General features: G+C 61.7%; 24 protein-coding genes and 1 tRNA gene. 13 read left to right on the top strand and 12 right to left on the bottom strand.

Translation table 11 applies throughout. From position 1 onward, the window contains the following. Positions 1–135 precede the first annotated feature (135 nt). The 6 genes from LB559_RS25095 (at position 136) to fghA (ending at position 6,665) form a co-directional block, all read left to right on the top strand. On the top strand, positions 136–993 hold the full coding sequence (locus tag LB559_RS25095; protein WP_032809603.1) for an aromatic ring-hydroxylating oxygenase subunit alpha: 858 nt from the start codon (positions 136–138) through the stop codon (positions 991–993). Between the two features lie 29 nt (positions 994–1,022). Beyond that, the gene (locus LB559_RS25090; RefSeq protein ID WP_063172968.1) at positions 1,023–1,916 is read left to right on the top strand and encodes an aromatic ring-hydroxylating oxygenase subunit alpha; all 894 of its coding nucleotides are present in this window, start codon (positions 1,023–1,025) and stop codon (positions 1,914–1,916) included. 21 nt (positions 1,917–1,937) lie between these two features. Then, entirely contained in the window at positions 1,938–3,704 is a 1,767-nt protein-coding gene (locus LB559_RS25085; protein ID WP_224675217.1) for a Rieske 2Fe-2S domain-containing protein, read from the top strand. A gap of 66 nt (positions 3,705–3,770) precedes the next feature. Then, positions 3,771–4,421: a glutathione S-transferase family protein gene (locus LB559_RS25080; RefSeq protein WP_224675216.1), complete on the top strand. Its 651-nt coding sequence runs from the start codon at positions 3,771–3,773 to the stop codon at positions 4,419–4,421. A gap of 58 nt (positions 4,422–4,479) precedes the next feature. Next, the gene (locus tag LB559_RS25075; RefSeq protein ID WP_224675215.1) at positions 4,480–5,607 is read left to right on the top strand and encodes an S-(hydroxymethyl)glutathione dehydrogenase/class III alcohol dehydrogenase; all 1,128 of its coding nucleotides are present in this window, start codon (positions 4,480–4,482) and stop codon (positions 5,605–5,607) included. Positions 5,608–5,819: 212 nt separating this feature from the next. After that, on the top strand, positions 5,820–6,665 hold the full coding sequence (fghA, locus tag LB559_RS25070; RefSeq protein ID WP_063172964.1) for an S-formylglutathione hydrolase: 846 nt from the start codon (positions 5,820–5,822) through the stop codon (positions 6,663–6,665). Between the two features lie 182 nt (positions 6,666–6,847). Here the strand turns inward: fghA and LB559_RS25065 are convergent. Beyond that, positions 6,848–6,924, bottom strand: a tRNA-Met gene (locus tag LB559_RS25065). A 240-nt stretch (positions 6,925–7,164) separates the two neighbouring features. On the opposite strand from LB559_RS25065, the gene LB559_RS25060 reads away from it, so the two are divergent. After that, a complete protein-coding gene (locus LB559_RS25060; protein WP_013529902.1) occupies positions 7,165–8,130 on the top strand; it encodes a Gfo/Idh/MocA family protein in 966 nt (321 codons plus the stop codon). Between the two features lie 56 nt (positions 8,131–8,186). Here LB559_RS25060 and mnmA read toward each other — a convergent pair whose 3' ends face one another. Further along, positions 8,187–9,377, bottom strand: coding sequence for a tRNA 2-thiouridine(34) synthase MnmA (gene mnmA, locus LB559_RS25055; protein ID WP_013529903.1), 1,191 nt, complete (start codon positions 9,375–9,377; stop codon positions 8,187–8,189). Between the two features lie 289 nt (positions 9,378–9,666). Between mnmA and LB559_RS25050 the strand changes: the two genes are divergently transcribed. Next, the gene (locus tag LB559_RS25050; RefSeq protein ID WP_013529904.1) at positions 9,667–9,942 is read left to right on the top strand and encodes a DUF1153 domain-containing protein; all 276 of its coding nucleotides are present in this window, start codon (positions 9,667–9,669) and stop codon (positions 9,940–9,942) included. Positions 9,943–10,011: 69 nt separating this feature from the next. On the opposite strand, the gene LB559_RS25045 is transcribed toward LB559_RS25050, so the two are convergent. Next, positions 10,012–10,938, bottom strand: a complete 927-nt coding sequence (locus LB559_RS25045; RefSeq protein WP_224675214.1) for an NADP-dependent oxidoreductase — start codon at positions 10,936–10,938, stop codon at positions 10,012–10,014. 90 nt (positions 10,939–11,028) lie between these two features. Between LB559_RS25045 and LB559_RS25040 the strand changes: the two genes are divergently transcribed. Continuing rightward, the gene (locus tag LB559_RS25040) at positions 11,029–11,427 is read left to right on the top strand and encodes a winged helix-turn-helix transcriptional regulator (protein WP_224675213.1); all 399 of its coding nucleotides are present in this window, start codon (positions 11,029–11,031) and stop codon (positions 11,425–11,427) included. 97 nt (positions 11,428–11,524) lie between these two features. On the opposite strand, the gene LB559_RS25035 is transcribed toward LB559_RS25040, so the two are convergent. Continuing rightward, the gene (locus LB559_RS25035) at positions 11,525–11,902 is read right to left on the bottom strand and encodes a flagellar export protein FliJ (protein ID WP_013529907.1); all 378 of its coding nucleotides are present in this window, start codon (positions 11,900–11,902) and stop codon (positions 11,525–11,527) included. Positions 11,903–12,354: 452 nt separating this feature from the next. Between LB559_RS25035 and ctrA the strand changes: the two genes are divergently transcribed. Then, positions 12,355–13,050: a response regulator transcription factor CtrA gene (ctrA, locus tag LB559_RS25030; RefSeq protein ID WP_006203583.1), complete on the top strand. Its 696-nt coding sequence runs from the start codon at positions 12,355–12,357 to the stop codon at positions 13,048–13,050. A gap of 104 nt (positions 13,051–13,154) precedes the next feature. Here ctrA and LB559_RS25025 read toward each other — a convergent pair whose 3' ends face one another. Both LB559_RS25025 and chpT read right to left on the bottom strand, forming a co-directional pair. Continuing rightward, positions 13,155–13,559 (bottom strand): PleD family two-component system response regulator, encoded by a 405-nt coding sequence (locus LB559_RS25025; protein WP_024504503.1) that lies wholly within the window; start codon positions 13,557–13,559, stop codon positions 13,155–13,157. 237 nt (positions 13,560–13,796) lie between these two features. Next, complete coding sequence (gene chpT, locus LB559_RS25020) at positions 13,797–14,426, bottom strand: histidine phosphotransferase ChpT (RefSeq protein ID WP_027162205.1); 630 nt, start codon at positions 14,424–14,426, stop codon at positions 13,797–13,799. Between the two features lie 392 nt (positions 14,427–14,818). Between chpT and LB559_RS25015 the strand changes: the two genes are divergently transcribed. Together LB559_RS25015 and LB559_RS25010 are read left to right on the top strand one after the other, a co-directional pair. Then, entirely contained in the window at positions 14,819–15,355 is a 537-nt protein-coding gene (locus LB559_RS25015) for a DUF1134 domain-containing protein (RefSeq protein ID WP_224621527.1), read from the top strand. Between the two features lie 175 nt (positions 15,356–15,530). Further along, positions 15,531–16,667 (top strand): hypothetical protein, encoded by a 1,137-nt coding sequence (locus tag LB559_RS25010; RefSeq protein WP_224675212.1) that lies wholly within the window; start codon positions 15,531–15,533, stop codon positions 16,665–16,667. Positions 16,668–16,758: 91 nt separating this feature from the next. Here the strand turns inward: LB559_RS25010 and LB559_RS25005 are convergent, their stop codons facing one another. The 6 genes from LB559_RS25005 to LB559_RS24980 all read right to left on the bottom strand — a co-directional run bounded on the left by LB559_RS25005 (position 16,759) and on the right by LB559_RS24980 (position 21,588). Then, entirely contained in the window at positions 16,759–17,574 is an 816-nt protein-coding gene (locus LB559_RS25005; protein WP_224675211.1) for a TrmH family RNA methyltransferase, read from the bottom strand. Positions 17,575–17,738: 164 nt separating this feature from the next. Then, positions 17,739–18,083 carry an ArsR/SmtB family transcription factor gene (locus LB559_RS25000; protein WP_013529913.1) on the bottom strand — a complete coding sequence of 115 codons (345 nt, stop codon included), beginning with the start codon at positions 18,081–18,083 and terminating at the stop codon, positions 17,739–17,741. Between the two features lie 152 nt (positions 18,084–18,235). Beyond that, a complete protein-coding gene (locus tag LB559_RS24995) occupies positions 18,236–19,015 on the bottom strand; it encodes a HugZ family protein (RefSeq protein ID WP_064994473.1) in 780 nt (259 codons plus the stop codon). A 31-nt stretch (positions 19,016–19,046) separates the two neighbouring features. Beyond that, positions 19,047–20,222: a CaiB/BaiF CoA transferase family protein gene (locus LB559_RS24990; protein ID WP_127367270.1), complete on the bottom strand. Its 1,176-nt coding sequence runs from the start codon at positions 20,220–20,222 to the stop codon at positions 19,047–19,049. Positions 20,223–20,229: 7 nt separating this feature from the next. Continuing rightward, complete coding sequence (locus tag LB559_RS24985; protein WP_013529916.1) at positions 20,230–20,991, bottom strand: 3-hydroxyacyl-CoA dehydrogenase; 762 nt, start codon at positions 20,989–20,991, stop codon at positions 20,230–20,232. Between the two features lie 60 nt (positions 20,992–21,051). After that, positions 21,052–21,588, bottom strand: coding sequence for a GNAT family N-acetyltransferase (locus LB559_RS24980; RefSeq protein ID WP_013529917.1), 537 nt, complete (start codon positions 21,586–21,588; stop codon positions 21,052–21,054). Between the two features lie 274 nt (positions 21,589–21,862). On the opposite strand from LB559_RS24980, the gene LB559_RS24975 reads away from it, so the two are divergent. Continuing rightward, positions 21,863–22,855, top strand: a complete 993-nt coding sequence (locus tag LB559_RS24975) for a glutathione S-transferase family protein (RefSeq protein ID WP_224675210.1) — start codon at positions 21,863–21,865, stop codon at positions 22,853–22,855. The last annotated feature ends 1 nt before the right edge of the window (position 22,856 follow it).

Genomic DNA, 22,856 nt, shown 5'->3' with positions numbered 1-22,856 from the left:
TTATAGTCTGTCAACACAAAAAATGATTTTGGCTGACAAAAAATCATTGATTGGTATCCAATCTTGTGATTTCGTCATTGCGAAACGTCAGGCTAGGTTCGTGGTGAAGGGCTAGCCGAGTTGGGAGGGATGCCGATGGCAACCCGTTGCGTCGACCGCGAGCTTCTGAACGACTGGCATATCGTCGCTGACCAGGAATCGCTCAGCCAGGATGTGCCCTTTTCGACCCGTCTGCTTGGGGTCGATCTCGTCGTTCGAAAACATTCAAACAAGATCGAAGTCGTTCGCAACGATACCGGCGACGTGTTGAAGAGCGCCGAGCGCTATGGCTTCGTCTGGACCTGTCTGGACAAACCCTGGCGCGACATCATCTACATCCCCGAGGCCAACGAGGCGGATCGACATCTGGTCAGCGGCGGCTCGATCGCGGTCAAGGTGTCGGGCCTTCGCGCCGTCGAGAATTTTCTCGACATGGGGCATTTCCCCTTCATCCACACAGGCTGGCTCGGCGAGGAGCCGCATACCGAGGTCGTGCCTTACAAGGTGGAAATCACGCCCCAGGACGAGGTGCTGGCGACCGAATGCAAATTCTACCAGCCCATCGCGTCGCCGACCGCGAAGGAAGGGTTCGTCGTCGAGTACATCTACAAGGTGATCCGGCCCTATACGGTGGCGCTCTACAAGAGCAATCCGATCCAGAAGGGGAGGCTGGATGTCATCACGCTGTTCGTGCAGCCGGTCGACGAGGAGAACTGCGTCGCGCATCCCTATCTCTGCTACCTCAAGGAGGGCATGGATGCGGCGACGGTGCGCAGTTTCATGCAATTGATCTTCGCGCAGGACAAGCCGATCCTGGAAAACCAGGTCCCCAAGCGCCTGCCGCTCGATCCGCGCGCCGAGACGCCGATCCGCGCCGATGCCGTCTCGGTTTCCTATCGGCGCTGGCTGCGTGACAGGGCGGTCACCTATGGTGCGATACCGGCACAGATCTGATGACGTCCGAGGGTATTTGAAGGGATAACATGATGACGAAATGCGCTGATCCCGTGATCCTCAATCTCTGGCATCCCGTGGGCGCCATCGCGGAAGCTGCTCCCGGCGCCGTCCAGGAGACCGTTCTGCTCGAGGAGCGCCTCAGCTTTGCGGTGGACGTGGATGGCGAGCCCGTCGTCTGGCGCTCGCGTTCCGATGTGCAAAGGGCTGACCATATTCCACCCGCCGACAGGCTGCCTGCAATAAGCGCCTATGGCTATGTCTGGACCTCGCTCGGGTCGCCGCCGGCCGAGCTGTTCCCGATCCCCGAATATCAAGAGCCGGACCGCCGCAAGCTCAATGCGGCAACGTTCGGCGTCAACGTCTCGGCGCCGCGCGCCATCGAGAACTTTCTCGACATGGGCCACTTCCCCTATGTGCATACCGACATACTCGGCGTCGAGCCGCATACCGAAGTCAAGGAATACGACGTCGAGATCTCCGTCGATCGCGACGAGATCCTGGCCACGCGCTGCCGCTTCTTCCAGCCGATGGCGTCGACGGCGTCCGATGGCGGCGCCGACGTCGACTACGTCTATCGCGTGCCGCATCCCTATTGCTCGGTGCTCTATAAATCGAGCCCGGTCGACGAGACCCGGCGCGATGTCATCGCCGTCTTCCTGCAGCCGGTCGACCAGGAGCATGTGCGCGCCCACATGCTGCTTTGCGTGCTCGACGAAGACAATGAAGACAAGGTGATCAAGCGTTTCCAGCAGACGATCTTCGGCCAGGACAAGCCGATCCTGGAAAACCAGGTGCCGAAGCGCCTGCCGCTCGATCCGCGCGCCGAGACGCCGATCCGCGCTGACAAGTCGGCCATCGCCTACCGGCGCTGGCTCAGCCAGAAGGGCGTGACCTACGGGGTCATCCCGGCTGCAGCCTGACAGACATTTTGGAGACGATTGATGTTGGAAGAAGCCAGAAGCCGGTGGCATCCGATCGCCGCTGCCCATGATTTGCCGTTTCGCCACGTTTTCCACGGCCAGTTGCTCGGCCGGGAATTCGCCGTGTGGCGGGCCGATGACGGTTACGTCAACATCTGGGAGAACCGCTGCCTGCATCGCGGCGTCAGGCTGTCGATCGGCATCAATGACGGGCGCGAACTGAAATGCCAGTATCACGGCTGGCGTTATTCGAACCGCACCGCTGGCTGCACCTATATCCCGGCTCATCCGGCCGATGCACCCGCCCGCACCATCACCAACCGCACTTTTCCGGCGGTCGAACGTTATGGCTTGGTCTGGTCCTCGGAAGAGCCGCGCGGGGAGGTGCCTGAGATTGCCGGCCTCGCCGAAGGCAAGCTCCTCGCCTTGCGCGGCATCGCGGTCAACGCGCCGGCCGACAAGGTCGTCGAGAGGCTGAGAGCCTATCGCTTTCAACCCAACGGAGCGATCGATGGCGAGGGCGCCGACATTCTCGTCGAAGCCGCCCAGGATTTCGCTGTGGCGCTTCGCTCGCGAGCCAGCGGCGCCGAGACGCAGGGCGTTTTCTTCGTGCAGCCGGTCGATTCCAACCGTTCGGTGATCCGCGGCGTGCTCGATCAGGAGGCCGAGGGCGCCGCGCGCATTGCCATTCTGCGTCACCACAATGAGCGGCTTTCCAAGCTGCGCGACGAGGTCGAGCGCGACGTGGCGAACGCGCCGGCGCCGGCGCCGCTCGAGCCGGTCTACGAACGGGTCTCGGCCGAACTCGCCGAAATGCCTGAGGTGACCACGCATGGCCGCAAGGCTGCGCTGCGTGTCAGCGTGGCCAGAAAATGGCAGACCGCCGACGGGATCGCAGGCTTCGAGCTTCGTCCGATCAAGGGCATCCTGCCGACGTTCCAGCCTGGAGCCCATATCGACGTCCACATGCCCAATGGCGAGATCAGGCAGTATTCGATCACCAACGGTCCCGGTGAAACCGACAGCTTCACCATCGGCGTCAAGCTGGAACGGGACTCCAAGGGTGGCTCGAAATGCATGCATGAGACGGTGCGAGAGGGCGACGTGCTGGCGATTTCCGAGCCACGCAACAACTTCCCGCTGCGCCGCGATGCGATCAAGACGCTGTTCGTCGCCGGCGGCATCGGCATCACGCCGCTGCTCGCCATGGCGCAGGCGCTGAAGAACCAGGAGCTTGCGCACGAGCTGCATTATTTCGCGCAAGGCGAGGAACACCTCGCCTTTGCCGATCGGCTGAAGCATCTCGGCGATGCGCTGAAGCCGCATCTCGGCCTCTCGCCCGACGCGACCGGCGCCGAGCTTCGACAACTCCTCGCCGGTTATCGCAATGGCATGCATCTCTACATCTGCGGCCCGGGACCGATGCTGGAAGCCGCGCGCAAGATCGCGGCCGAGCAGGGCTGGCCGGATAGCGCCGTCCATTTCGAGTACTTCAAGAACACCAACAAGATCGACGACAGTTCGAGCTTCGAGGTCGCGCTGGCGCGCTCCTGCGTCACGCTTCAGGTGCCGGCGGGCAAGACGATCATGCAGGTCATGCGCGAAAGCGGCATCGATGTTCCGTCGTCTTGCGAGCAAGGCGCCTGCGGCACTTGCGTGGCGACGGTGATCGAGGGCGAACCGGACCATCAGGACGTCTACCTCAACGATGCCGAGAGGAAGGCCGGAACCAAGATCATGACCTGCGTTTCGCGCGCCAAATCGGCACGCCTGGTTCTGGACATCTAACTGTTTGTTTTACGCAATTCCGGACGGAAACCGTTACTTTTCCTGGAATTGCTTTAGGAGCCGCCGATGATCACGCTTTACGACTACGAACTGTCGGGCAATTGCTACAAGCTGCGGCTGCTGATGAGTTTTCTCGGCATCGACTACAAGACCGTGCCGGTCGACTTCTACCCCGGCCGCGAACACAAGTCGGAATGGTTCCTGAAACTCAATCCGCTTGGCCAGCTGCCGGTCATCGAGGATGAAGGGCTGATCTTGCGCGACGCCCAAGCGATCCTTGTCTATCTCGCCTCGAAATACGATCCGTCGGGCACCTGGTATCCGCGGGACAATCCCGCTCTGCTGGGCGAGATCAGCCAGTGGCTGGCCTTTGCAGACGGTATCACTTCGACGGCGTCGGCCGCCCGCCTGCACGATGCGCTGTTTTATGACTTCGATATCGACGCCGCGCGCGCCGGCGCGCATCGCCTTTTCCGTATCCTCGACGAGCATCTGTGGTTCGGCGAACAGCAGGGCCGCAACTGGATCTGTTCGGCCAGTCACCCGACCATCGCCGACATCGCCTGTTTTCCTTACATCATCCTGTCGGAGGAAGGCGGTGTTCCGCGCCAGGACTATCCGGCTATTCGGCGCTGGTGCGACCGTGTCAAGCGCATCAAGGGCTTCACCGTCATGTCGGGTGTGTTTCCCGCCGGCCCCGGCAAGATCGCCGCATAGTCTGATCATAAGCGCCGCGTTCTGGCCCGGCAAAATAGAGATTTGGGAGAGAAAAAGAATGAAAACCCGCGCCGCTGTCGCTGTCGCCGCCGGAAAGCCGCTGGAGATCATGGAGGTCGACCTCGAGGGCCCGCGCGAGGGCGAAGTGCTGGTCGAGATCAAGGCGACAGGCATTTGCCACACCGACGAATTCACATTGTCGGGCGCCGACCCGGAAGGTCTGTTTCCGGCCATCCTCGGCCATGAGGGTGCCGGCGTCGTCGTCGATGTCGGCAAGGGTGTCACCTCGCTCAAGAAGGGCGACCACGTCATCCCGCTCTATACGCCCGAATGCCGCCAGTGCCCGTCCTGCCTGTCGAGAAAGACGAACCTCTGCACGGCGATCCGCGCCACGCAGGGCCAGGGCCTTATGCCCGATGGTTCATCGCGCTTCTCGATCGGCAAGGACAAGATCTTTCACTATATGGGCTGCTCGACCTTCTCCAACTTCACCGTGCTGCCCGAGATCGCACTGGCCAAGGTCAATCCGGACGCGCCCTTCGACAAGATCTGCTATATCGGCTGCGGCGTCACCACCGGCATCGGTGCCGTGATCAACACCGCCAATGTCGAGATCGGCGCCACCGCGGTCGTCTTCGGCCTCGGCGGCATCGGCCTCAATGTCATCCAGGGCCTGAAACTTGCCGGCGCCGACATGATCATCGGCGTCGATTTGAACAACGACAAGAAGGAGTGGGGCGAGCGCTTCGGCATGACGCATTTCGTCAATCCGAAGGAGATCGACGGCGATGTCGTGCCCTACCTCGTCAACATGACCAAGCGTGGCGCCGACCAGATCGGCGGCGCCGACTACACATTCGACTGCACGGGCAGCACCAAGGTCATGCGTCAGGCACTCGAAGCCTCGCATCGCGGCTGGGGCAAGTCGGTGGTCATCGGCGTTGCCGGCGCCGGCCAGGAGATCTCGACCAGGCCGTTCCAGCTGGTCACCGGCCGCACCTGGATGGGCACCGCCTTCGGCGGCGCGCGCGGCCGCACCGATGTGCCGAAGATCGTCGACTGGTACATGGACGGCAAGATCCAAATCGACCCGATGATCACCCACACGCTGAAGCTCGAGGATATCAACAAGGGTTTCGATCTCATGCATGCCGGGGAGAGCATTCGCAGCGTCGTGGTTTACTGACCGGCTCACACGACACGCTCGCGTCGAAGGCTCTGTGTTCCCAAAATGCCGTGCCTCCCCGACATCGGGCGTTAGGCCGGCGGCGCGACTGACATTCCGGATGTCCGCGCCGCCGGTCGGTTCGACCCCACCTGATCCGCCCGGGTTGCCGCGATCATGGTCGATGCCGTAGACACCGGCCCATTGGTGTTTGAAATCCGTGGAGAGGGAATATGCCGGAACCCATGAAGACCATCTCCCAGGCAAAATCCCATGGCGGAGTGCAGGGCATCTATTCGCACCTGTCGACGAGTTGCTGCTGCGACATGACGTTTGCCGTTTTCGTGCCTCCACAGGCCCGGGAAACGCCTTGCCCCGTGGTGTGGTATTTGTCGGGACTGACCTGCACCCATCAAAATGTCATGGACAAAGGCGAATACAGGCGCATGGCCGCCGAACTTGGCCTGATCGTCGTCTGTCCAGACACCAGTCCGCGCGGCGCCGACATCCCTGATGACAAGGACAATTGGCAGTTTGGCGGCGGCGCCGGCTTTTATCTTGATGCAACGCAGGAGCCTTATGCGAAGAACTACCGGATGTATTCCTACCTCGTCGAGGAACTACCCACGCTGATCGCCGCTAATTTTCCGGCAGACATGTCGCGCCAAGCCATAACGGGCCATTCGATGGGCGGACACGGCGCGCTGACGATTGCTTTGAAAAACCCGCAGCGGTTCAGGAGTTGCTCGGCATTTGCGCCGATCGTGCAGCCAAGCGCTGCCGGCTGGTCAAGGCCGGCTTTCGAAAAATATCTCGGCACGGATGAGGCCTCGTGGCGGGCCTACGACGCTACTTCGCTTGTTGAAGACGGGCGCCGCTTCCCGGAATTTCTCGTCGATCAGGGAACATCGGACGGGTTCCTGAATGACGGGCTGAGACCCTGGCTTTTGGAGGCGGCCTGCGCCAAAGCCGGCATTCCGCTGACGTTGCGCATGCAGGACGGATACGACCATTCGTATTTCTTCATTTCGACATTCATGGACGACCATTTGAGATGGCATGCGGAACGGCTTGCATAGGTCGAGGTCCGAGCGATGCAATCGGATTAATCCTCGTCCAAGCGAGGACCGCGTTACTCTTTTTCGTCTCTACCAGGGCGAGGAACACGATGGCGCCGCATTGAAATTATTGAACAATTTCAACCGGAGGCGCTACCAACGCGTACAAATTTTTTAGCCATTTCAACGGTTTAACTGGATTTTGGTAGCGGGAGAGGGACTTGAACCCCCGACCCCAGGATTATGATTCCCGTGCTCTAACCAACTGAGCTACCCCGCCAGGGCGGCGAAAGACCCGAAATCCGCCTCAAATCGAAAGGCATGTCGGGGGCGTTCGCCAAGGTCGCGCGGATATAAGGTTGGGAGGGCGAGCCTGTCAAGCTTCGAAGCAACCGGCTTGCCGGCTTATCGTCATTATCGAAAAGCTTTGCCGCGGCGACATTTGGTTGTCGCCGCCGGGGTTGAGTTCGAAGGGGCACGTCGCTATGTCTCGGCCACGAGTTTTTAGAGTTTGAAACAGATGAAGCCGCGCATAGCAGTCCTCGGTTGCGGATACTGGGGCAGCAACCACATCCGCACTCTCAAGGCGCTCGGCGCGCTGCACGCGGTCTCCGATACCAACCGGGCCCGCGCGGAAGGCTTTGCCAGCGAGCAGGACTGCCTGGCGATCGAGCCGGACCAGCTGTTCGTCCGTGACGATATCGACGCCATCGTCATGGCGCTGCCGCCGCAGTTCCATGCCGACCTTGCGGTACGTGCCGTCGAGAACGGCAAGGACGTGCTGGTGGAAAAGCCGATCGCGCTGACGGTGGCGGATGCCGAGCGTGCGGTGCAGGCGGCCAAGGACAATGGCCGCGTCTTCATGGTCGGCCATGTCCTGCGGTTCCACCCCGCCTTCGAGACGCTGAAAGGGCTGATCGACAAGGGAGAGCTTGGCGAAGTCCGCTACATCCACTCTCACCGGCTCGGCCTCGGCAAGTTCCACACAGAGAACGACGCGCTGTGGGACCTGGCGCCGCACGATCTGTCGATGATCCTGGCGATCACCGGCACAGAGCCGATCGAGGTGCGCGGCGAGGGGGCCGCCCTGCTCGACAATCTCAGCGACTTCGCGCATCTGCACATGCGCTTCCCCAACGGCCTGCGCAGCCATCTTTTCACCTCGCGTCTCAATCCCTATCGCGAGCGGCGGCTGACCGTGGTCGGCACCAAGGCAATGGCGGTGTTCGACGACGTCGAGCCATGGGAACGCAAGCTGGCCGTCTACCGCCACGCGGTGTGGCAGGACAGCGGCCAATGGGCCTTCACCACCAATGAGCCGTCCTATGTCGCGGTTGCCCAGGGCATGCCGCTGACGCGCGAGCTGGAGCATTTCATCCAGTGCATCGAGACCCGTGCCGAGCCGCGTACCAGCGGCGAGGAAGCGATCCGGGTGCTGCGCATCCTGACCGCCGGCACGGTCACCCACACCAAGTCGAATTCCTGAAGCGCGGATTATTCGGCAGGAAACTTATTCGGCAAGAATCTTATTCCGCGGGAATCTTATTCCGCGGGAATCTGGGCCGGCCGGGCGGCAAGCCGGGTCAGCATGGCCTCGGCCTCGGCGCCACGCTCCGAACGCTCGATGAAGCCGCCGCCGAACACGCGGGCCTCGTTGCCGTCATCGGAGTAGAGCACGCAGGCCTGGCCCGGCGCGATGCCGGACTCGCCGTCGACCAGCTCCACCCATGTGGCACCGGCACGATGATGCAGCACGGCCGGGCGCGGCGGCCGCGTCGAGCGGACCTTGGCGAACAGTTCCAGGCCGCCGGCAGGGACGTCTGTGAGCGGTCCGTCGCCCAGCCAGTTCATATTGCGCAGATAGATCTTGTGCGTCTCCAGCGCCTCGCGCGGGCCAACCACGACGCGAGCCCGGTCGGCATCGAGATGGACGACGTAAAGCGGCTCGCCGGAAGCGATGCCGATGCCGCGGCGCTGGCCGATCGTGTAGCGCAGGATGCCCTCATGGCGGCCGAGCACGCGGCCGTCGATGTGGACGATGTCGCCCGGATTGGCCGCAGTTGGCTTCAGCTTGGCGATGATGTCGGAATACTTGCCCTGCGGCACGAAGCAGATGTCCTGGCTGTCCTGCTTGGCGGCAACCGCCAGCCCCATCTCCTCGGCGATGGCGCGAACCTGAGGCTTCGACAGGCCGCCGAGGGGAAAGCGCAGATAATCGATCTGCGCCTGCGTGGTGGCGAACAGGAAGTAGCTCTGGTCACGGTCGGCGTCGACCGGACGGTAGAGCGCGCGCTGGGCGCCATTGGCGCCGGAACGGATGTAGTGGCCGGTGGCCAGCGCGTCGGCGCCGAGCTCCTTGGCGGTGGCCAGGAGGTCGGCGAACTTCACCGTCTGGTTGCAGGAAACGCACGGGATCGGCGTCTCGCCGGCGACGTAGCTCTCGGCGAAGGGATCGATGACCGCCTTGCGGAAGCGTTCCTCGTAGTCGAGCACATAATGGGGGATGCCGAGCGTCTCGGAGACACGGCGGGCATCGTCGATGTCCTGCCCCGCGCAGCATGAGCCGGCCCGGTGCGTCGCCGCGCCGTGGTCGTAGAGCTGCAAGGTGACGCCGACGACGTCGTAGCCCTCGCGTTTCAGCAGGCCGGCGACGACCGATGAATCGACACCGCCGGACATGGCGACGACGATGCGGGTGTTTTCGGGACGTCCGGGAAGATCGAGACTGTTCATGATGCTTTCGTTCTGCGCGGCGCCTCAATGCCAATGTCGAGAATATAGGTCAAGCTTTACCGGCGCGCCAGCGTGCAGGGCGATTCACCGTTTGTGGCCGATCTTCGCCAAGGGATGCATTTTCCCCCGGCAAATCAGGGTTTGCGGGCAGATGTTTCAAATGCCGGCGAAAAGACTAACGCGGCGTTCATGATCCTTACCTAGTCATTAGGGTCTGCTTAGGCAATTTTTAAAGCTGTGGCGGTAACGTGGCGGGGATTGGGTCTTTGAGTTTTTTGTAGAGAGTACGATGACCGATCTGGTTAGACCGAGAGTCAAATATGTTATCGGGCCTGACGGCAGCCCTCTTACGATTGCCGATCTGCCGCCGACCAATACACGTCGCTGGGTTATCCGGCGTAAGGCGGAAGTGGTTGCGGCCGTGCGCGGCGGGCTTTTGAGCCTGGACGAGGCATGCCAACGCTACAAGCTCACCACCGAGGAATTCCTGTCCTGGCAGGCGTCGATCGACGAATACGGCCTTGCCGGGCTGCGCACGACACGCATCCAGCAATACCGGCACTGACCATTGCGAATTTAGATGAAGGGCGCGGCTAACCCCGCGCCCTTCTGTTTTTCACGGTCACCGTTCCGCTCAGAGCGACAGCACAACCTTGCCGATCGGCTTGGTGGCAAGGAAGGCGTGAGCGGCCCCCGCCTGGTCCAGTGGGAAGCTCTTCGCCACATGGACGGTGAGCTTGTGGGCATCGATCAACCGAGCCAGTTCCAGCAGGCCCTCCCTGTCGGGGACGACCGACATACGCTCGACCCGAATATCGCGCGCACTGGCCTGCGCCCTGGTGTCGTTGCTGACATCAAGCAATGACACCAGCACGCCGCCACGTTTGAGCACCTTCAGTGAGCGTTGGGCGTGGTCGCCGCCCATTGGATCCAGCACCAGATCGATGTCGCGAACATGGTCGGTGAAATCGCCCTTGGTGTAGTCGATGACCTCGTCGGCGCCGAGGTTGCGGACGAAATCGAGCTTGCCCGGGCTGGCCGTGGCGACGACGTAGGCGCCGCGCGCCTTGGCGATCTGCACCGCCAGATGACCGACGCCGCCGGCTCCCGCATGCACCAATACGCGCTGCCCCGATTTCAGCCCGCCGTGGCGAACAAGCCCTTGCCAGGCGGTGAGGCCGGCCAGCGGCAAGGCGCCTGCCTCGAGGTGGCCCGCGCCCTTCGGCTTCAGTGTGATTTGATCGGCAGGTACGGCAACCAACTCGGCATAGGCGGCGGCCTGCTTGGGAAAGCGCGGCATCCCGAACACCTCGTCGCCGATCTTGAAGCCGGTGACGCCGGCGCCGAGTGCTTCGACAGTTCCCGAGATATCCCAACCCAGGATGAAGGGCGGCTCGCCGAGCAAGGGGTAGTAGCCGGCACGGACGGCGCCATCGACCGGATTGATGCCCGCGGCCTTGACACCGACCAGCACTTCGCCGGCCTCTGGCGTGGGATCGGGCTGATCGGCGATGACAAGGACGTCGGGTCCGCCGACGGAATTCTGGATAGCGGCACGCATTGAGATGTCTCCTGCTCGGTTGATGCCACTATCATTTGGATAGTAATAGCCCCTTGTCCAGTATGTACCTTCCTGATACATACGCACCTCATGGATAGTGAAGATGATTGCGGTTTCGGCTATGACGCGTTCCGGCGGACGTGTCCTTCGCACACGGTGCTGGAGATGCTGGCCAGCAAATGGGTCTATCTGGTGGTTTGCGCGCTGCGCAAAGGCCGGCTGCGCAATGGCGAGCTTGCCCGGAAGCTTGACGGCATCACGCCGAAGATGCTGACGCAGACGCTGCGCGTGCTCGAGCGCAACGGATTGGTACGGCGCGAGATCTTTCCGGTCATTCCGCCGCGCGTCGAATATGAATTGACCGAGCTCGGTCAGAACCTGGCGGGACTGCTTACCCAGATCAGGTCATGGGCGGAGCAGCATGCGCCGGATATCAAGGATGCCCGTGCAAAGGCAATTGCCGAGAATGAAGGGGATTGGGCCGCGTAGGGCGGTTTTCATTCTTCTGGGCGTATTCCCGCCGGGCCGCAAGCCGCGACAATGCGCCAGTCCGATGGCGAGCGTTGACGTCGCCAAGGGCAGGGTTTTAGCCGATCATGGCGCTGCGGCCACCGACTTCGGCTTCGCGGATCTTCGTGTCGCGCGATTCCAGCATTTCCGCTTTGGAAAGCTCCGCTTCAGCTTCGCCGAGTAATGATTCGGCGGCGCTTCGCTGCTGGGCGAGGTCGCTTTGGGAATTCCTGAGATTGTCGCGGCGCAGGCGAGCCGCCTTGGCGAAGGTCGGATAGGCGAAATGGTTGATGTCGGTGATGCCGGCCTTCTTTTCCTCGGCGGTAATCTGAAGCTCCAGCTCGACGGCCATGCGTTCGAACTCGGCGATCATCATGTCGAGCTGCAGCAGCTGCCGCCGCTTCTCATTCACCTGAAACTGTTTCAGCCGAACGAGGTTTTCACGTGACTTCATGATTCGGTACTCCCGGAAACGCACACCCGCACTTATCGTCCAAACCACCTGGAAACGCCCAGGCCGCACCCGTGTCCACCGGCTTTCCCCCAACTATGGGAAACAAAACCCTAAAGTTTTTTGCCGGCGGTAACCATTCGTTTACGGGCATTGTTAATCATACGGGTCAGGACTTAAGGCCGGGTAAAAATTCCGGCCACCGATGCGGAAGCGACGTCGATGAGTCCCTGGAGTCGCTTAGTCCAGATTGTTAATGTGTTGCATTAGGAATTTGGTTCTGAGATTCGTTATTAGATTCAAGAGGGTGTAGAAAGAGGTTAAAAAATCTGGTACCGTCATGGACGGGAAATTAGGATTTGTTAACCATTCAATGGCAGCCTCTGCACAAGGCAACCACTGCTCCGGGTCCGGACGGGTCGTGAAATGGTCCGGCAGCAGAAAAGGGGAATAAAATGCGTGTTCTGCTGATAGAAGATGACAGTGCAACCGCACAAAGCATCGAACTGATGCTGAAATCGGAAAGTTTCAACGTCTACACGACCGATCTCGGTGAAGAGGGCGTCGATCTAGGCAAGCTCTACGACTACGATATCATTCTTCTCGACCTCAACCTGCCTGACATGTCAGGCTACGAGGTCTTGAGAACGCTTCGCCTTTCCAAGGTCAAAACACCTATTCTCATCCTCTCCGGCATGGCCGGCATCGAGGACAAGGTGCGCGGCCTCGGCTTCGGCGCAGACGACTACATGACCAAGCCATTCCACAAGGACGAGCTGGTTGCCCGCATTCATGCCATCGTGCGGCGTTCCAAGGGCCACGCCCAGTCGGTCATCACCACCGGCGACCTGGTGGTCAACCTCGATGCCAAGACAGTCGAAGTGGGCGGCCAGCGCGTGCACCTGACCGGCAAGGAATACCAGATGCTGGAGTTGCTCTCGCTACGCAAGGGCACCACGTTGACCAAGGAAATGTTCCTCAACCACCTCTATGGCGGCATGGACGAGCCTGAGCTGAAAATCATCGACGTCTTCATCTGCAAGCTGCGCAAAAAGCTCGACGCGGCATCGGGCGGTCAGAACTACATCGAAACGGTCTGGGGTCGCGGCTATGTGCTGCGCGAACCGGAAGACATTCGCGTCAGCGCCTGAGCGACGAATCGTTCGAATCTTTTCAATAAAAAACCCGGCTTCGGCCGGGTTTTTGCATGATGGGCTGGTAACGGTCTGCTTTTGGGTTTCCGAGCAGAAGACCGTCACGCACTTTTTCTGGAGTTGCTCAAGGATGCCGAATCAGGTGCGCTCTTCAAGGTGCGAAAGCGCTCGAGCAGCTGCGGGCGGTTGAACGGCTTCAAGAGATAGCCCTGGGCGCCGGCTCGCTTGGCCCGCATGATCGAAGCAATATCGAGCTCGACCAGGGAAATCAGGATCTGCGGCCTTATCGGGCTCTCCATGGCGCGGACGCGACGGATGAGATCGACTGCCGGTACGTCGGGCAAGGCGCCATCGACGACGATGATGTCGGGCATGTCGGCGGCGCACATCTCCAGCGCGTCAAGTCCGCTGGCGGCCTCGATGACAATCATTTCGGAGCCGCCCAGGATGCGTTTTGCAACCTTCCTGATAACGCTTGAATCGTCGACGAACATGCAGCGTTTCATTTCCGGGTCCTCTTTGCCTTCTGGCGGTCCGGTAGCGTCGGGGCATCCAGGACGCACCATAGGCCAATCTGGTAAAGAAGCCGAAAAGGCGTTAGGTAAAATTTTTACAAAGATGGGCAGGTGCCTACTTTTATTCACGAATGCTTTGGCGCCGCCTGAACGACCAGACGCATCTCAAGTCGATGAGCTGGAATTACAGCGTTAAATGAAAAAATACTTCGCTTTATCGGCTGCGCATCAGGCCGCCGAAAGCACGATTTCTTCCGGCGTCGCGTGGATCGATATCGTCATGCCGGCTTCGCGCGCCAGGAGCAGCGTGTAATAGGGCTGCACGGAATGCGCGTCGATCGGCTCCTCCGGCTTGTGGCCGGAATGCAGTTCGAGGAATTTCGGCGGCACCCGCAGCATCGGGCCAGCCGACGTAAGCGCGAAACGCGGTTCGGTCTCAAGGTTTTCCAGCGTCACGGAAAGCTTGCCGCCGCGCGGAATGGCGGCATTGGCGACGAGGATCAGGTTGAGCAGCAGCTTGACCTTGTTCTTGGGCAGCAACGCGCGGGGCCCGTTCCAGGTCAGTTCCGGCTTTTCGTTCTTGAGGAAGGCGATGGCGACCGCTTCGGCATCGCCGGTATCGATCAACATACCGGCCGAACCGGCGGCACCGAAGGCGATGCGGGCGAACTGAAGGCGGGCCGAAGCGTTGCGGGCGCTCTGACGGATCAGCTTCATGGCGTCCTCATCGGCGCCGCCTTCATCAAGCAATTCGAGCCCGTTGTTGATCGCGCCGACCGGCGAGATGATATCGTGGCAGACCCGGCTGCACAAAAGCGCTGCCAGATCGGGTGCGGAAAGGGTGAACAGATCGGCCATCGGCGAAAAATCCCTGCAAAATCTCACAACTCATGGCCGGGCGATCGATCGTCGCCTGCCACACGAATCACGCACTCTCTCCTCAGGCTTTCTGAATACACAGCGCCCGTGCGTGCAGCAACAAATCCAAATTGTGGTTGTGGCAAATGGCGTGTTCACGCAGGCTGCCGACCCCAATTGAGCGACCCCAAAACAGCCTTCGAACCGCCATGTTCATGTGGGAGCTTAATGGTTGAAAAAGGATTACGGCATAATTTGCCCCTAACAGTTACCCTTAACGGCCGGCTAAAAGAGCCGTACGGGGTGCGAGGCGTCGGCGAAGGTGCTCCCTGACGGAGATTGGAAGCATGTTTTCCCGATACTACGACCGGAGCTTTCTCCGTGTCTTCTCAATGGCGGTCACGCTCCTGGGCGTTCTCGTCTTCTCGACTTCAGCCTTGCGGGCCCAGGAATACACCGCTCAGGAGATTGTCGATTCCGGTCACAAATTTTTTGGCGCCACATCGGGCGGACTCGCCACGGTGATCGAGAAGATTTTTGCCTCCTACGGCCTGCCCAACGGCTATCTGCTGGGCGAAGAGGGCTCTGGTGCGCTGATCGGTGGCCTGACCTATGGCGAAGGCACGCTCTACACCAAGAATGCCGGCGACCACAAAGTGTTCTGGCAAGGCCCGTCGCTCGGCTGGGATTTCGGCGGCGAGGGGTCGCGGGTGATGATGCTGGTCTACAATCTCGATGATGTGGGCAGCCTCTACAACCGCTATGGCGGCGTTGCCGGTTCAGCCTATGTGGTGGCGGGCGTCGGCTTCAACGTGCTGAAGAACAACAATGTTCTCCTGGTGCCGATCCGCACCGGCGTCGGTGCTCGGCTCGGCGTCAATCTCGGCTATCTGAAGCTTACCGAGCGGGCCACGTGGAATCCGTTCTAGGCTGAAGTCCTTGGCTGTCGTTGTCCAATCCGGGACCGCTTTTGGGTCGACATGCATTAAACTCGTAGCGTTGCGGCAAACCCTTGCCGCAACGCTGGATTTCCGCCATGTCAACGTGGCACAGTCAAAGCGATCTATGCGCTTTTGATGCTTGCCGGCCACAACGGGTAGTCACTTGGTCCAGTCGGTCCTGTTCTTCGTCCTCGGCTTTCTCTGCGCTGGCTTTCTGGCGCTCATGGTGGCTCCGGCCATATGGCGTCGTGCGGTCGCGCTTACACGCAAACGCATCGAATCCTCGATCCCTCTGACGCAGACCGAAATCCAGGCGGACAAGGATCGCATCCGCGCCGAATACGCCATGACGACGCGCCGCCTGGAAATCAGCGTCAAGGCGTTGCGTGAGAAGGCGGCCGAACAACTGGTCGAGATCAATCGCGGTCGCGAGGCCATGAAGGGCCTGGCGGTCGAGCGGACGGACAAGAACCAGGCGCTGACCGAGCTGGGCGCGAAGAACGAAGCGCTGCGTCAGCGAGAGGGCGAGTTGCAGCAGCTTTCGGAGCGTCTGAAGGAAACCGAACGCAAGCTGGAAAAGCGCGCACTTGAGCTGGAAAAGCTGGAGCGCATGTATGACGACGCCAGTTTTTCCTCGAGCAGCCGGCAGATCGAGCTCGTGGCGCGAGAGTCCGAAATGCAGAAACTCGCCAGTGACATTGCGATGCTGCGCGGCCAGCGCAAGGAAGCCGACAGGCGCGGCCAGGAAATCGCGGCCGAAAGCAAGGCCGCGCGGGACGCCCTGAAAGCCGAGAAGAAAAAGACCGCCGAGCTCGACAAGAAGGTCGAACGGCTGCTGGCCACACTTGCCGATCGAGAAGACAAACTCGATCGCCGCGAAAAGGAACTGGCACGCATGCGCGAAAGATCGAAATCCGAGGACAGCGCGCCAGCCTTGCGGCTGGTCGGCAAGGGCGGCGATGTCGCGACGAGCGATGATTTCGACAAGGCAATCGCCAAGCTCGACAGCGACCGTGAGCAGCTCGAGGCGAGGCTGACGGCGCTGGCGCGCGAGAACAAACGGCTGAAGGCGGATCTCACCGCACTGGCCGCCTCCAAGGCCACTGACAGCAGCTCCGCCTTGCGCGAGCAGATGAACGAGCTGGCGGCGGAGGTCGTCCATCTGACGGCCAAGCTCGAGGGGCCTGGTTCGCCGATCGCCATGGCATTGGCGGTACCGTCGGACGCACGCTCCGGCAACGGTGACCGCAGTCTTGCCGACCGCGTGCGCGCGCTGCAGAAGGCTGACGCGACAAGCTGAAGTCAGGTCTCCTTAGAGCATTTCACCGTTTCACGGAAACGGCGAAATGCCCTAACTCTTTGCTTTGACGCAATTCTGGACGGAAACCGCTTCACACTTTTCCTAGAATTGCTCTAGCCGCAAAATGATGCAGCGCGATGGCTGAAGCCGCGGCGACATTCAGGCTGTCGAAGCCTTCCGCCATGGTGATCCGCACGTCGTGCAGGCTTGCGAGCAGGTCGTCCGGCAAGCCTTCGCCCTCGGTGCCGAGATAGAGCGCCAGGCGCTCGCTGCGCTGCGCATCGCGGATGTCGGTCTTCCCGCGTGGCGAGAGCGCGAATTGTTCGAAGCCACGTCGGGCGAGCGTCGTTGTGAAGCCGGCGGTGTCGGTGAACGATGCGAACGGGATCTTGAGCGCGGCGCCGACCGAAACGCGGATCGCCTTGCGATAGAGCGGGTCGCAGCACGTCGCATCCAGCAAAACCGCGTCAGCGCCAAAGGCGGCGGCGTTGCGGAAGATCGAGCCCACATTGTCATGGTTGGCGATGCCGACGAGCACCACGACCAGCGCACGAGGCGGCAAGCCATCGAGCAGGGCTTCGGCCGGCTGCGGCGCTCCCTTGCGGCCCATGGCCAGGATGCCGCGATGCATGTGAAATCCGGCGATTGCGTCCATCACAGCGCTGGTGGCCACATAGACCGGGAGTTCGGCGGGCGCCTTGCTCAGGATCTTGTCGAGACCCGCCAGCCGGTTTTCCAGGACGAGGGCCGATTCGGCGGCAAAGCGTCCAGTTGTGAGCAGCAGGTCGAGCACCACCTTGCCTTCGGCGACGAAGCGGCCTTGCCGGCCGGCGAGGTCACGCTCGCGAATGTCGAGATAGGCAGCGACGCGCGGATCTTGCGGGTCGTCGATGCGAATGGGATCCATGCATTCCTCGCGACCGTCGCATCGGCCCGAAAATCCGGACCGCTTCCCGGCGCTCACCTTGTTTGGAAAGCACGATGCGACAATTCGGGACAATCAGCCAGCTTTGTGCGCCCCAAATCGGCGCATGCCGCTCTGAATCACCGGCGAGATCGGCGGCTGTGTGGTCAGGTTCCAGCACGGCGCAAGCGGTGCGCCATCTGGGACAGGTCATCCTTGCCGCTGCCGAAAATGCCGTCCAGCATGACAAGCAGTTCTCGCACGGCGTCGGATTTGCAGGAGTAGTAAATCATCTGGCGGTCGCGGCGGGTGTCGACAAGGTCGAGCGCCCGCAACTTGGCGAGATGCTGGGACAGGGCGGATTGGCTGAGCATCACCTTCTCGGCTATGGCTCCCACCGACATTTCACCTTCGGCGAGGTAGCTCATGATCAACAGTCGCTTCTCATTGCCCATCAGCATGAGAAACTCTGCCGCCGATTCGGCGTTCACGATTAGCTTTGTCGAGACCATCGATCCCCCATGCTTCCTGTTCATCCCGACGCCATGGGGGCAATGGCGTCTGATTCCATAAATTCACTTATCGATCGGCGCTGGCGATTCAGCGTCACTAAAAGGTAGAGCATTTCACCTAAATCTCAAGTGTTGCTTTTGATCCAGCATAATTAAGTCTCAGTCCCGGCGTCGACAATGGCTCGGCCCGCCCTCGCCATATCGACCAGAACGTGCCGCAATTCACCTGCTGCGCCCAGAGGTTGCGGGTAAAAGACCCGGCAAGCATCGTCGCCCGACACCAGATCCATGCCATCGGCATCGAATCCGGCAATACGCCAGCCGTTGCCGGATACTTTGGCGAAATGCTGTGCGTAAACGGCGATCGCGTCGAGATGGTCGGCGTTCATGTGGTCGATGGCCGATTGTTCGCGCGCCGCGAGTTCCTCGACGACCGGTCCGCTGGCGAGCAGATCCGATCGGTCGAGCTGATAGGCCTTGCCGAAGCCGCCGTTGAGGCTGGCGCGTTGCGGATCGAGGCGAAAGATCGAAAAGTCACCGAGACCGGCGTAAAGTTTCGCCCTGGCATTGTGATTGAGGTAACGGCGCTCGGTGCGGGCGTGTTCGGCCGATCCGCGCTCGATCCTTACCGCCTGGCAGACCAGTGTCAGGCGCGGGTGCGCCAGCGGGTCGCCCTTGCCTGGTTCGCCGAGCAACAGGGAACAGCGCGGGTCGGCAAGCAGCGCGCCGGTGTGCGCCGAAAGCATCGACACCAGGATCAGCGGTGCGCCGTCGATGTCGGTGGCCACGCCAACCCTGCTGGCCAGCGGCGAGCCGGTTTGCGGTTCGATCACCGCCAGGGCGCCAAAGCGGGCGCTGCGCAGAAGCGTCTTCGCCAGCCGGATCGCTTCGGCGTCCGTCTCACGGATCACGTCCTTCTTCGGCTCGTCCAAGGCAGCACCGCAGTAAGTTGATCTTTGTTCTCTAGTTATCGGTCAGCAAGCCGGATTTGACAAGGTCGTCGATCTCGGCTTTCGCAAAGCCGAAACGTGCCAGCATTGTCGACGGCAACAGATCCTCATCGCCGGGCATAGTGGCCAATGTCGGTTGCGAACTCGAGAAACGCGGGGCCGGGGCCGGGCGCTCAAATGCACCTGCCGTCACAGAGGCATTGCGTGCCCGATTGTGCGGGTGGTGCTTTGCCTCTTGCAGCGACAGAACGGGTGCAACGCAGGCATCGGTTTGCGCGAACAACCGGTCCCAGTCGTCGCGTGGTTTCTGCCGGATCCGATCGGCAATGGCGGCGCGCATCGGCGGCCACAGGGCCTTGTCGTACTGGCCGGATGCAAAGCGCTCGTCGAGCGGCAGCAGCCTGGCGAATTCGGCGAAGAATTGCGGCTCGAGACAGCCGATGGCGATATGGCGTCCGTCCGACGTCTCATAGGTGTCGTAGAACGGGGCGCCGGAATCGAGCAGGTTCGCGCCACGCTTATCGCTCCACAAGCCGGCCGCCATCAAGGCGTGCAGGGGCACCGCCAGCATCGAGGCGCCATCGACCATCGCGGCGTCGATGACTTCACCCTTGCCTGTGCGCGAACGTTGGAAAAGGGCGGCCAGCACGCCGGCAACCAGCATCATGGCGCCACCGCCATAGTCTGCAACGAGGTTGAGCGGCGGGACGGGACGGCCGCCGGCATGGCCGATGGCGTGCAGCACGCCGCTATAGGCGAGGTAGGTTATGTCATGGCCGGCGCGGCCGGCGAGCGGACCGTCCTGGCCGAAGCCGGTCATACGGCCGTAAATCAGCGCCGGGTTACGCGCCAGCACCGTTTCCGGGCCGAGGCCGAGCCGCTCCATGACGCCCGGACGAAAGCCTTCGAGCAACATGTCCGCCTTTTCGGCAAGGCGCAGCAACAGATCGGTGCCTTCACGGCGCTTCAGGTCGAGGCGCAGCACGGCGCGGCCATGGCGGTCGATGTTATACTCATCCGGCAGCGGCAGGAGCTGGCTCGTCCCCGCCCGTTCGATGCGCAACAGTTGCGCGCCCATCTCCGACAGCATCAGGCCGGCCAGCGGCACGGCGCCGAGCCCGGCCATCTCGATCACCTTCAGCCCGGTCAGCGGACCGGTTTTAGCGGCAGCGGACAGGCCGGCGCTCATGACCGGTTTATTTCGGCGCCATGCGAATGGCGCCGTCGAGGCGAATGGTCTCGCCGTTCAGCATCTGGTTCTCGATGATGTGCAGGGCGAGAGCGGCATATTCGGACGGTTCGCCCAGGCGCGACGGGAAGGGCACGGCGGCGCCCAGTGAATCCTGCACCTCTTGCGGCATGCCGGCCATCATCGGCGTCTTGAAGATGCCGGGAGCGATGGTGCAGACGCGGATGCCGGAACGGGCAAGGTCGCGCGCCACCGGCAGCGTCATGCCGACGACGCCGCCCTTGGACGCCGCATAGGCGGCCTGGCCGATCTGGCCATCATAGGCGGCAACCGAAGCGGTGTTGACAATGACGCCGCGCTCGCCGCCCGGCAGCGGCTCGAGCTTCGACGCGCGTTCGGCGACGAGGCGGATCATGTTGAACGTGCCGATCAGATTGACCTCGATCACCTTGCGGTACTGATCAAGCGGATGGGGACCATCCTTGCCGATCGTCTTCACGCCGATGGCGATGCCGGCGCAATTGATCAGGATACGCGGCTCGCCAAGCTTGGCGGCGACGTCGGCGAGGGCAGCAGTCCCACTGTCGGCGCTGCTGACGTCGCATTGGACGGCAATACCGCCGATCTCGGCCGCGACCTTGGCCGCGCGGTCAATACCGACATCGAAGATGGCGACGCGGGCTCCCTTGGTGGCCAGCGCGCGCGCCGTTGCCTCGCCAAGGCCGGAGCCGCCGCCGGTGACGATCGCGATCTGGCCGTTCGGGTTCATGACGTCATCCTTTGATCTCAGGAGCAGTGGACGGATCAGGCGCCAGATCGATGGGAAAGGTCAAGCCATCGCCGCGGTAGGATCGGTCACCCTGGCCTGATCGGCGTGGCAGACCTCGCCCAAGAGCCTGGCGACCGCGCCCGGCGCGATCTCGTGCGACAGCAGCCGGTCGAGGTCGACGGGGCGCGGCATCGAAATCTGGCCGCGCGGAATCCGCTTGAAACCGAGCGGCCCGTAATAGGGCTCGTCACCGACCAGCATGACGGCAGGTGCGCCGGCCCGGGCAGCGGCCTCGAGCGCGATCGCCACCAGCCGGCGGCCGATGCCGAGATTCTTGAAGGCCGGCCGCACGGCGAGCGGCCCGAGCATCAATGCGCGGCCGGCACCGGCGGCGATGCGGGTCATGCGCACCGAGGCGACGACGATGTCGCCATTGACGGCGACAAAGGACAGCGAGCGCTCGTGCCCTCCGGCCTCACGAATCTTGTAGGCGGCCAGCACAAAGCGGCCGGGCCCGAAGGCTTCGTCGTTGATGGCTTCGATCTCGGGGTCGTGCGCCGGGGTTTCCGGCAGGTATTTCACGTCGGCAAGGCTCATGGTCTTTGCGGTCCGGTACAAGGAGGAAAGGTTGCTGCAAACGGCAGCATTCGCCAGTCAGCGCTTCATCAAGCGCGGGCGCCCTTTCGTCGTCGGTCAAACCGGATCAAAGCAAAGTCGAACATGCGGATTGTCCGCTAGCATCAATTTCCCGCCGCTGCAATCGGCCGTTTCTGTCCGTCATTTCTGCCAAGTGACGGTCTGTTCAGCACCTGACGTCTTCGACAGGGCAGCCTTGCGCCTACATCAACCAACAGGACGCAAGGAGATTCGCATGGGATTGCTGGTCGAAGGAAGATGGCAGGACCGCTGGTACGATACGGCGGACAATGGTGGCAGGTTCGTGCGGGCGCAGTCGCAATGGCGCGACTGGATCACCGTTGACGGGGCGCCCGCCGAAGGCCGGACGCGCGGTTTCAAGGCCGAGCCCGGCCGCTATCACCTCTATGTCTCGCTTGCCTGTCCGTTGGCCCACCGGACGTTGATCTTTCGCGCGCTGAAGAAGCTGGGGGGCATCATATCGGTGTCCGTGGTGCATCATTTCATGGGCGCCAACGGCTGGACGTTCGTAGCTGAGGACGGCGCCACGGGCGACACGCTCTACGGCCTCGACTTCCTGCACCAGATCTATGCCAAGGCCGATCCCGCCTATTCGGGCAGGGTGACTGTGCCGGTGCTGTGGGACAAAAAGGAGCAGACCATCGTCTCCAACGAGTCTTCCGAAATCATCCGCATGCTGAATTCAGCCTTCGATGAATGGGGCGACGCCAGCTTCGATTTCTATCCGAAGGCGTTGCGCGGCGAGATCGACCGCATCAATGCGCTGGTCTATCCCGCCATCAACAACGGCGTCTATCGCGCCGGCTTCGCCACCACGCAACGCGCCTATGAAGAGGCTTTCGGCGAGCTGTTCTCGGCGCTGGATACGTTGGAGGAGCGGCTGGCAAAACAGCGCTATCTCGTCGGCGGTCGTATCACCGAGGCCGACTGGCGGCTGTTCACCACGCTGGTGCGCTTCGATCCGGTTTATGTCGGCCATTTCAAATGCAATCTGCGCCGCATCGCCGACTACCCGAACCTGTCCAACTATCTGCGCGATCTCTATCAGGTCCCTGGCGTGGCCGGGACGGTGAACATGCATCACATCAAGGCTCATTATTACGGCAGCCACCAGACGATCAATCCGACGCGGATCGTGCCTGTCGGACCGGATCTCGATTATGGCGCACGGCATGACCGGGCGCGCTTCGAGAAAGCGGCGGCCTGAT

It is taken from the genome of Mesorhizobium sp. BR1-1-3, assembly GCF_020165455.1.
Classification (GTDB): Bacteria; Pseudomonadota; Alphaproteobacteria; order Rhizobiales; family Rhizobiaceae; genus Mesorhizobium; species Mesorhizobium ciceri.
Note: the sequence above shows the minus strand (reverse complement) of the source record. Positions and strands in the feature narration are given on the sequence as shown.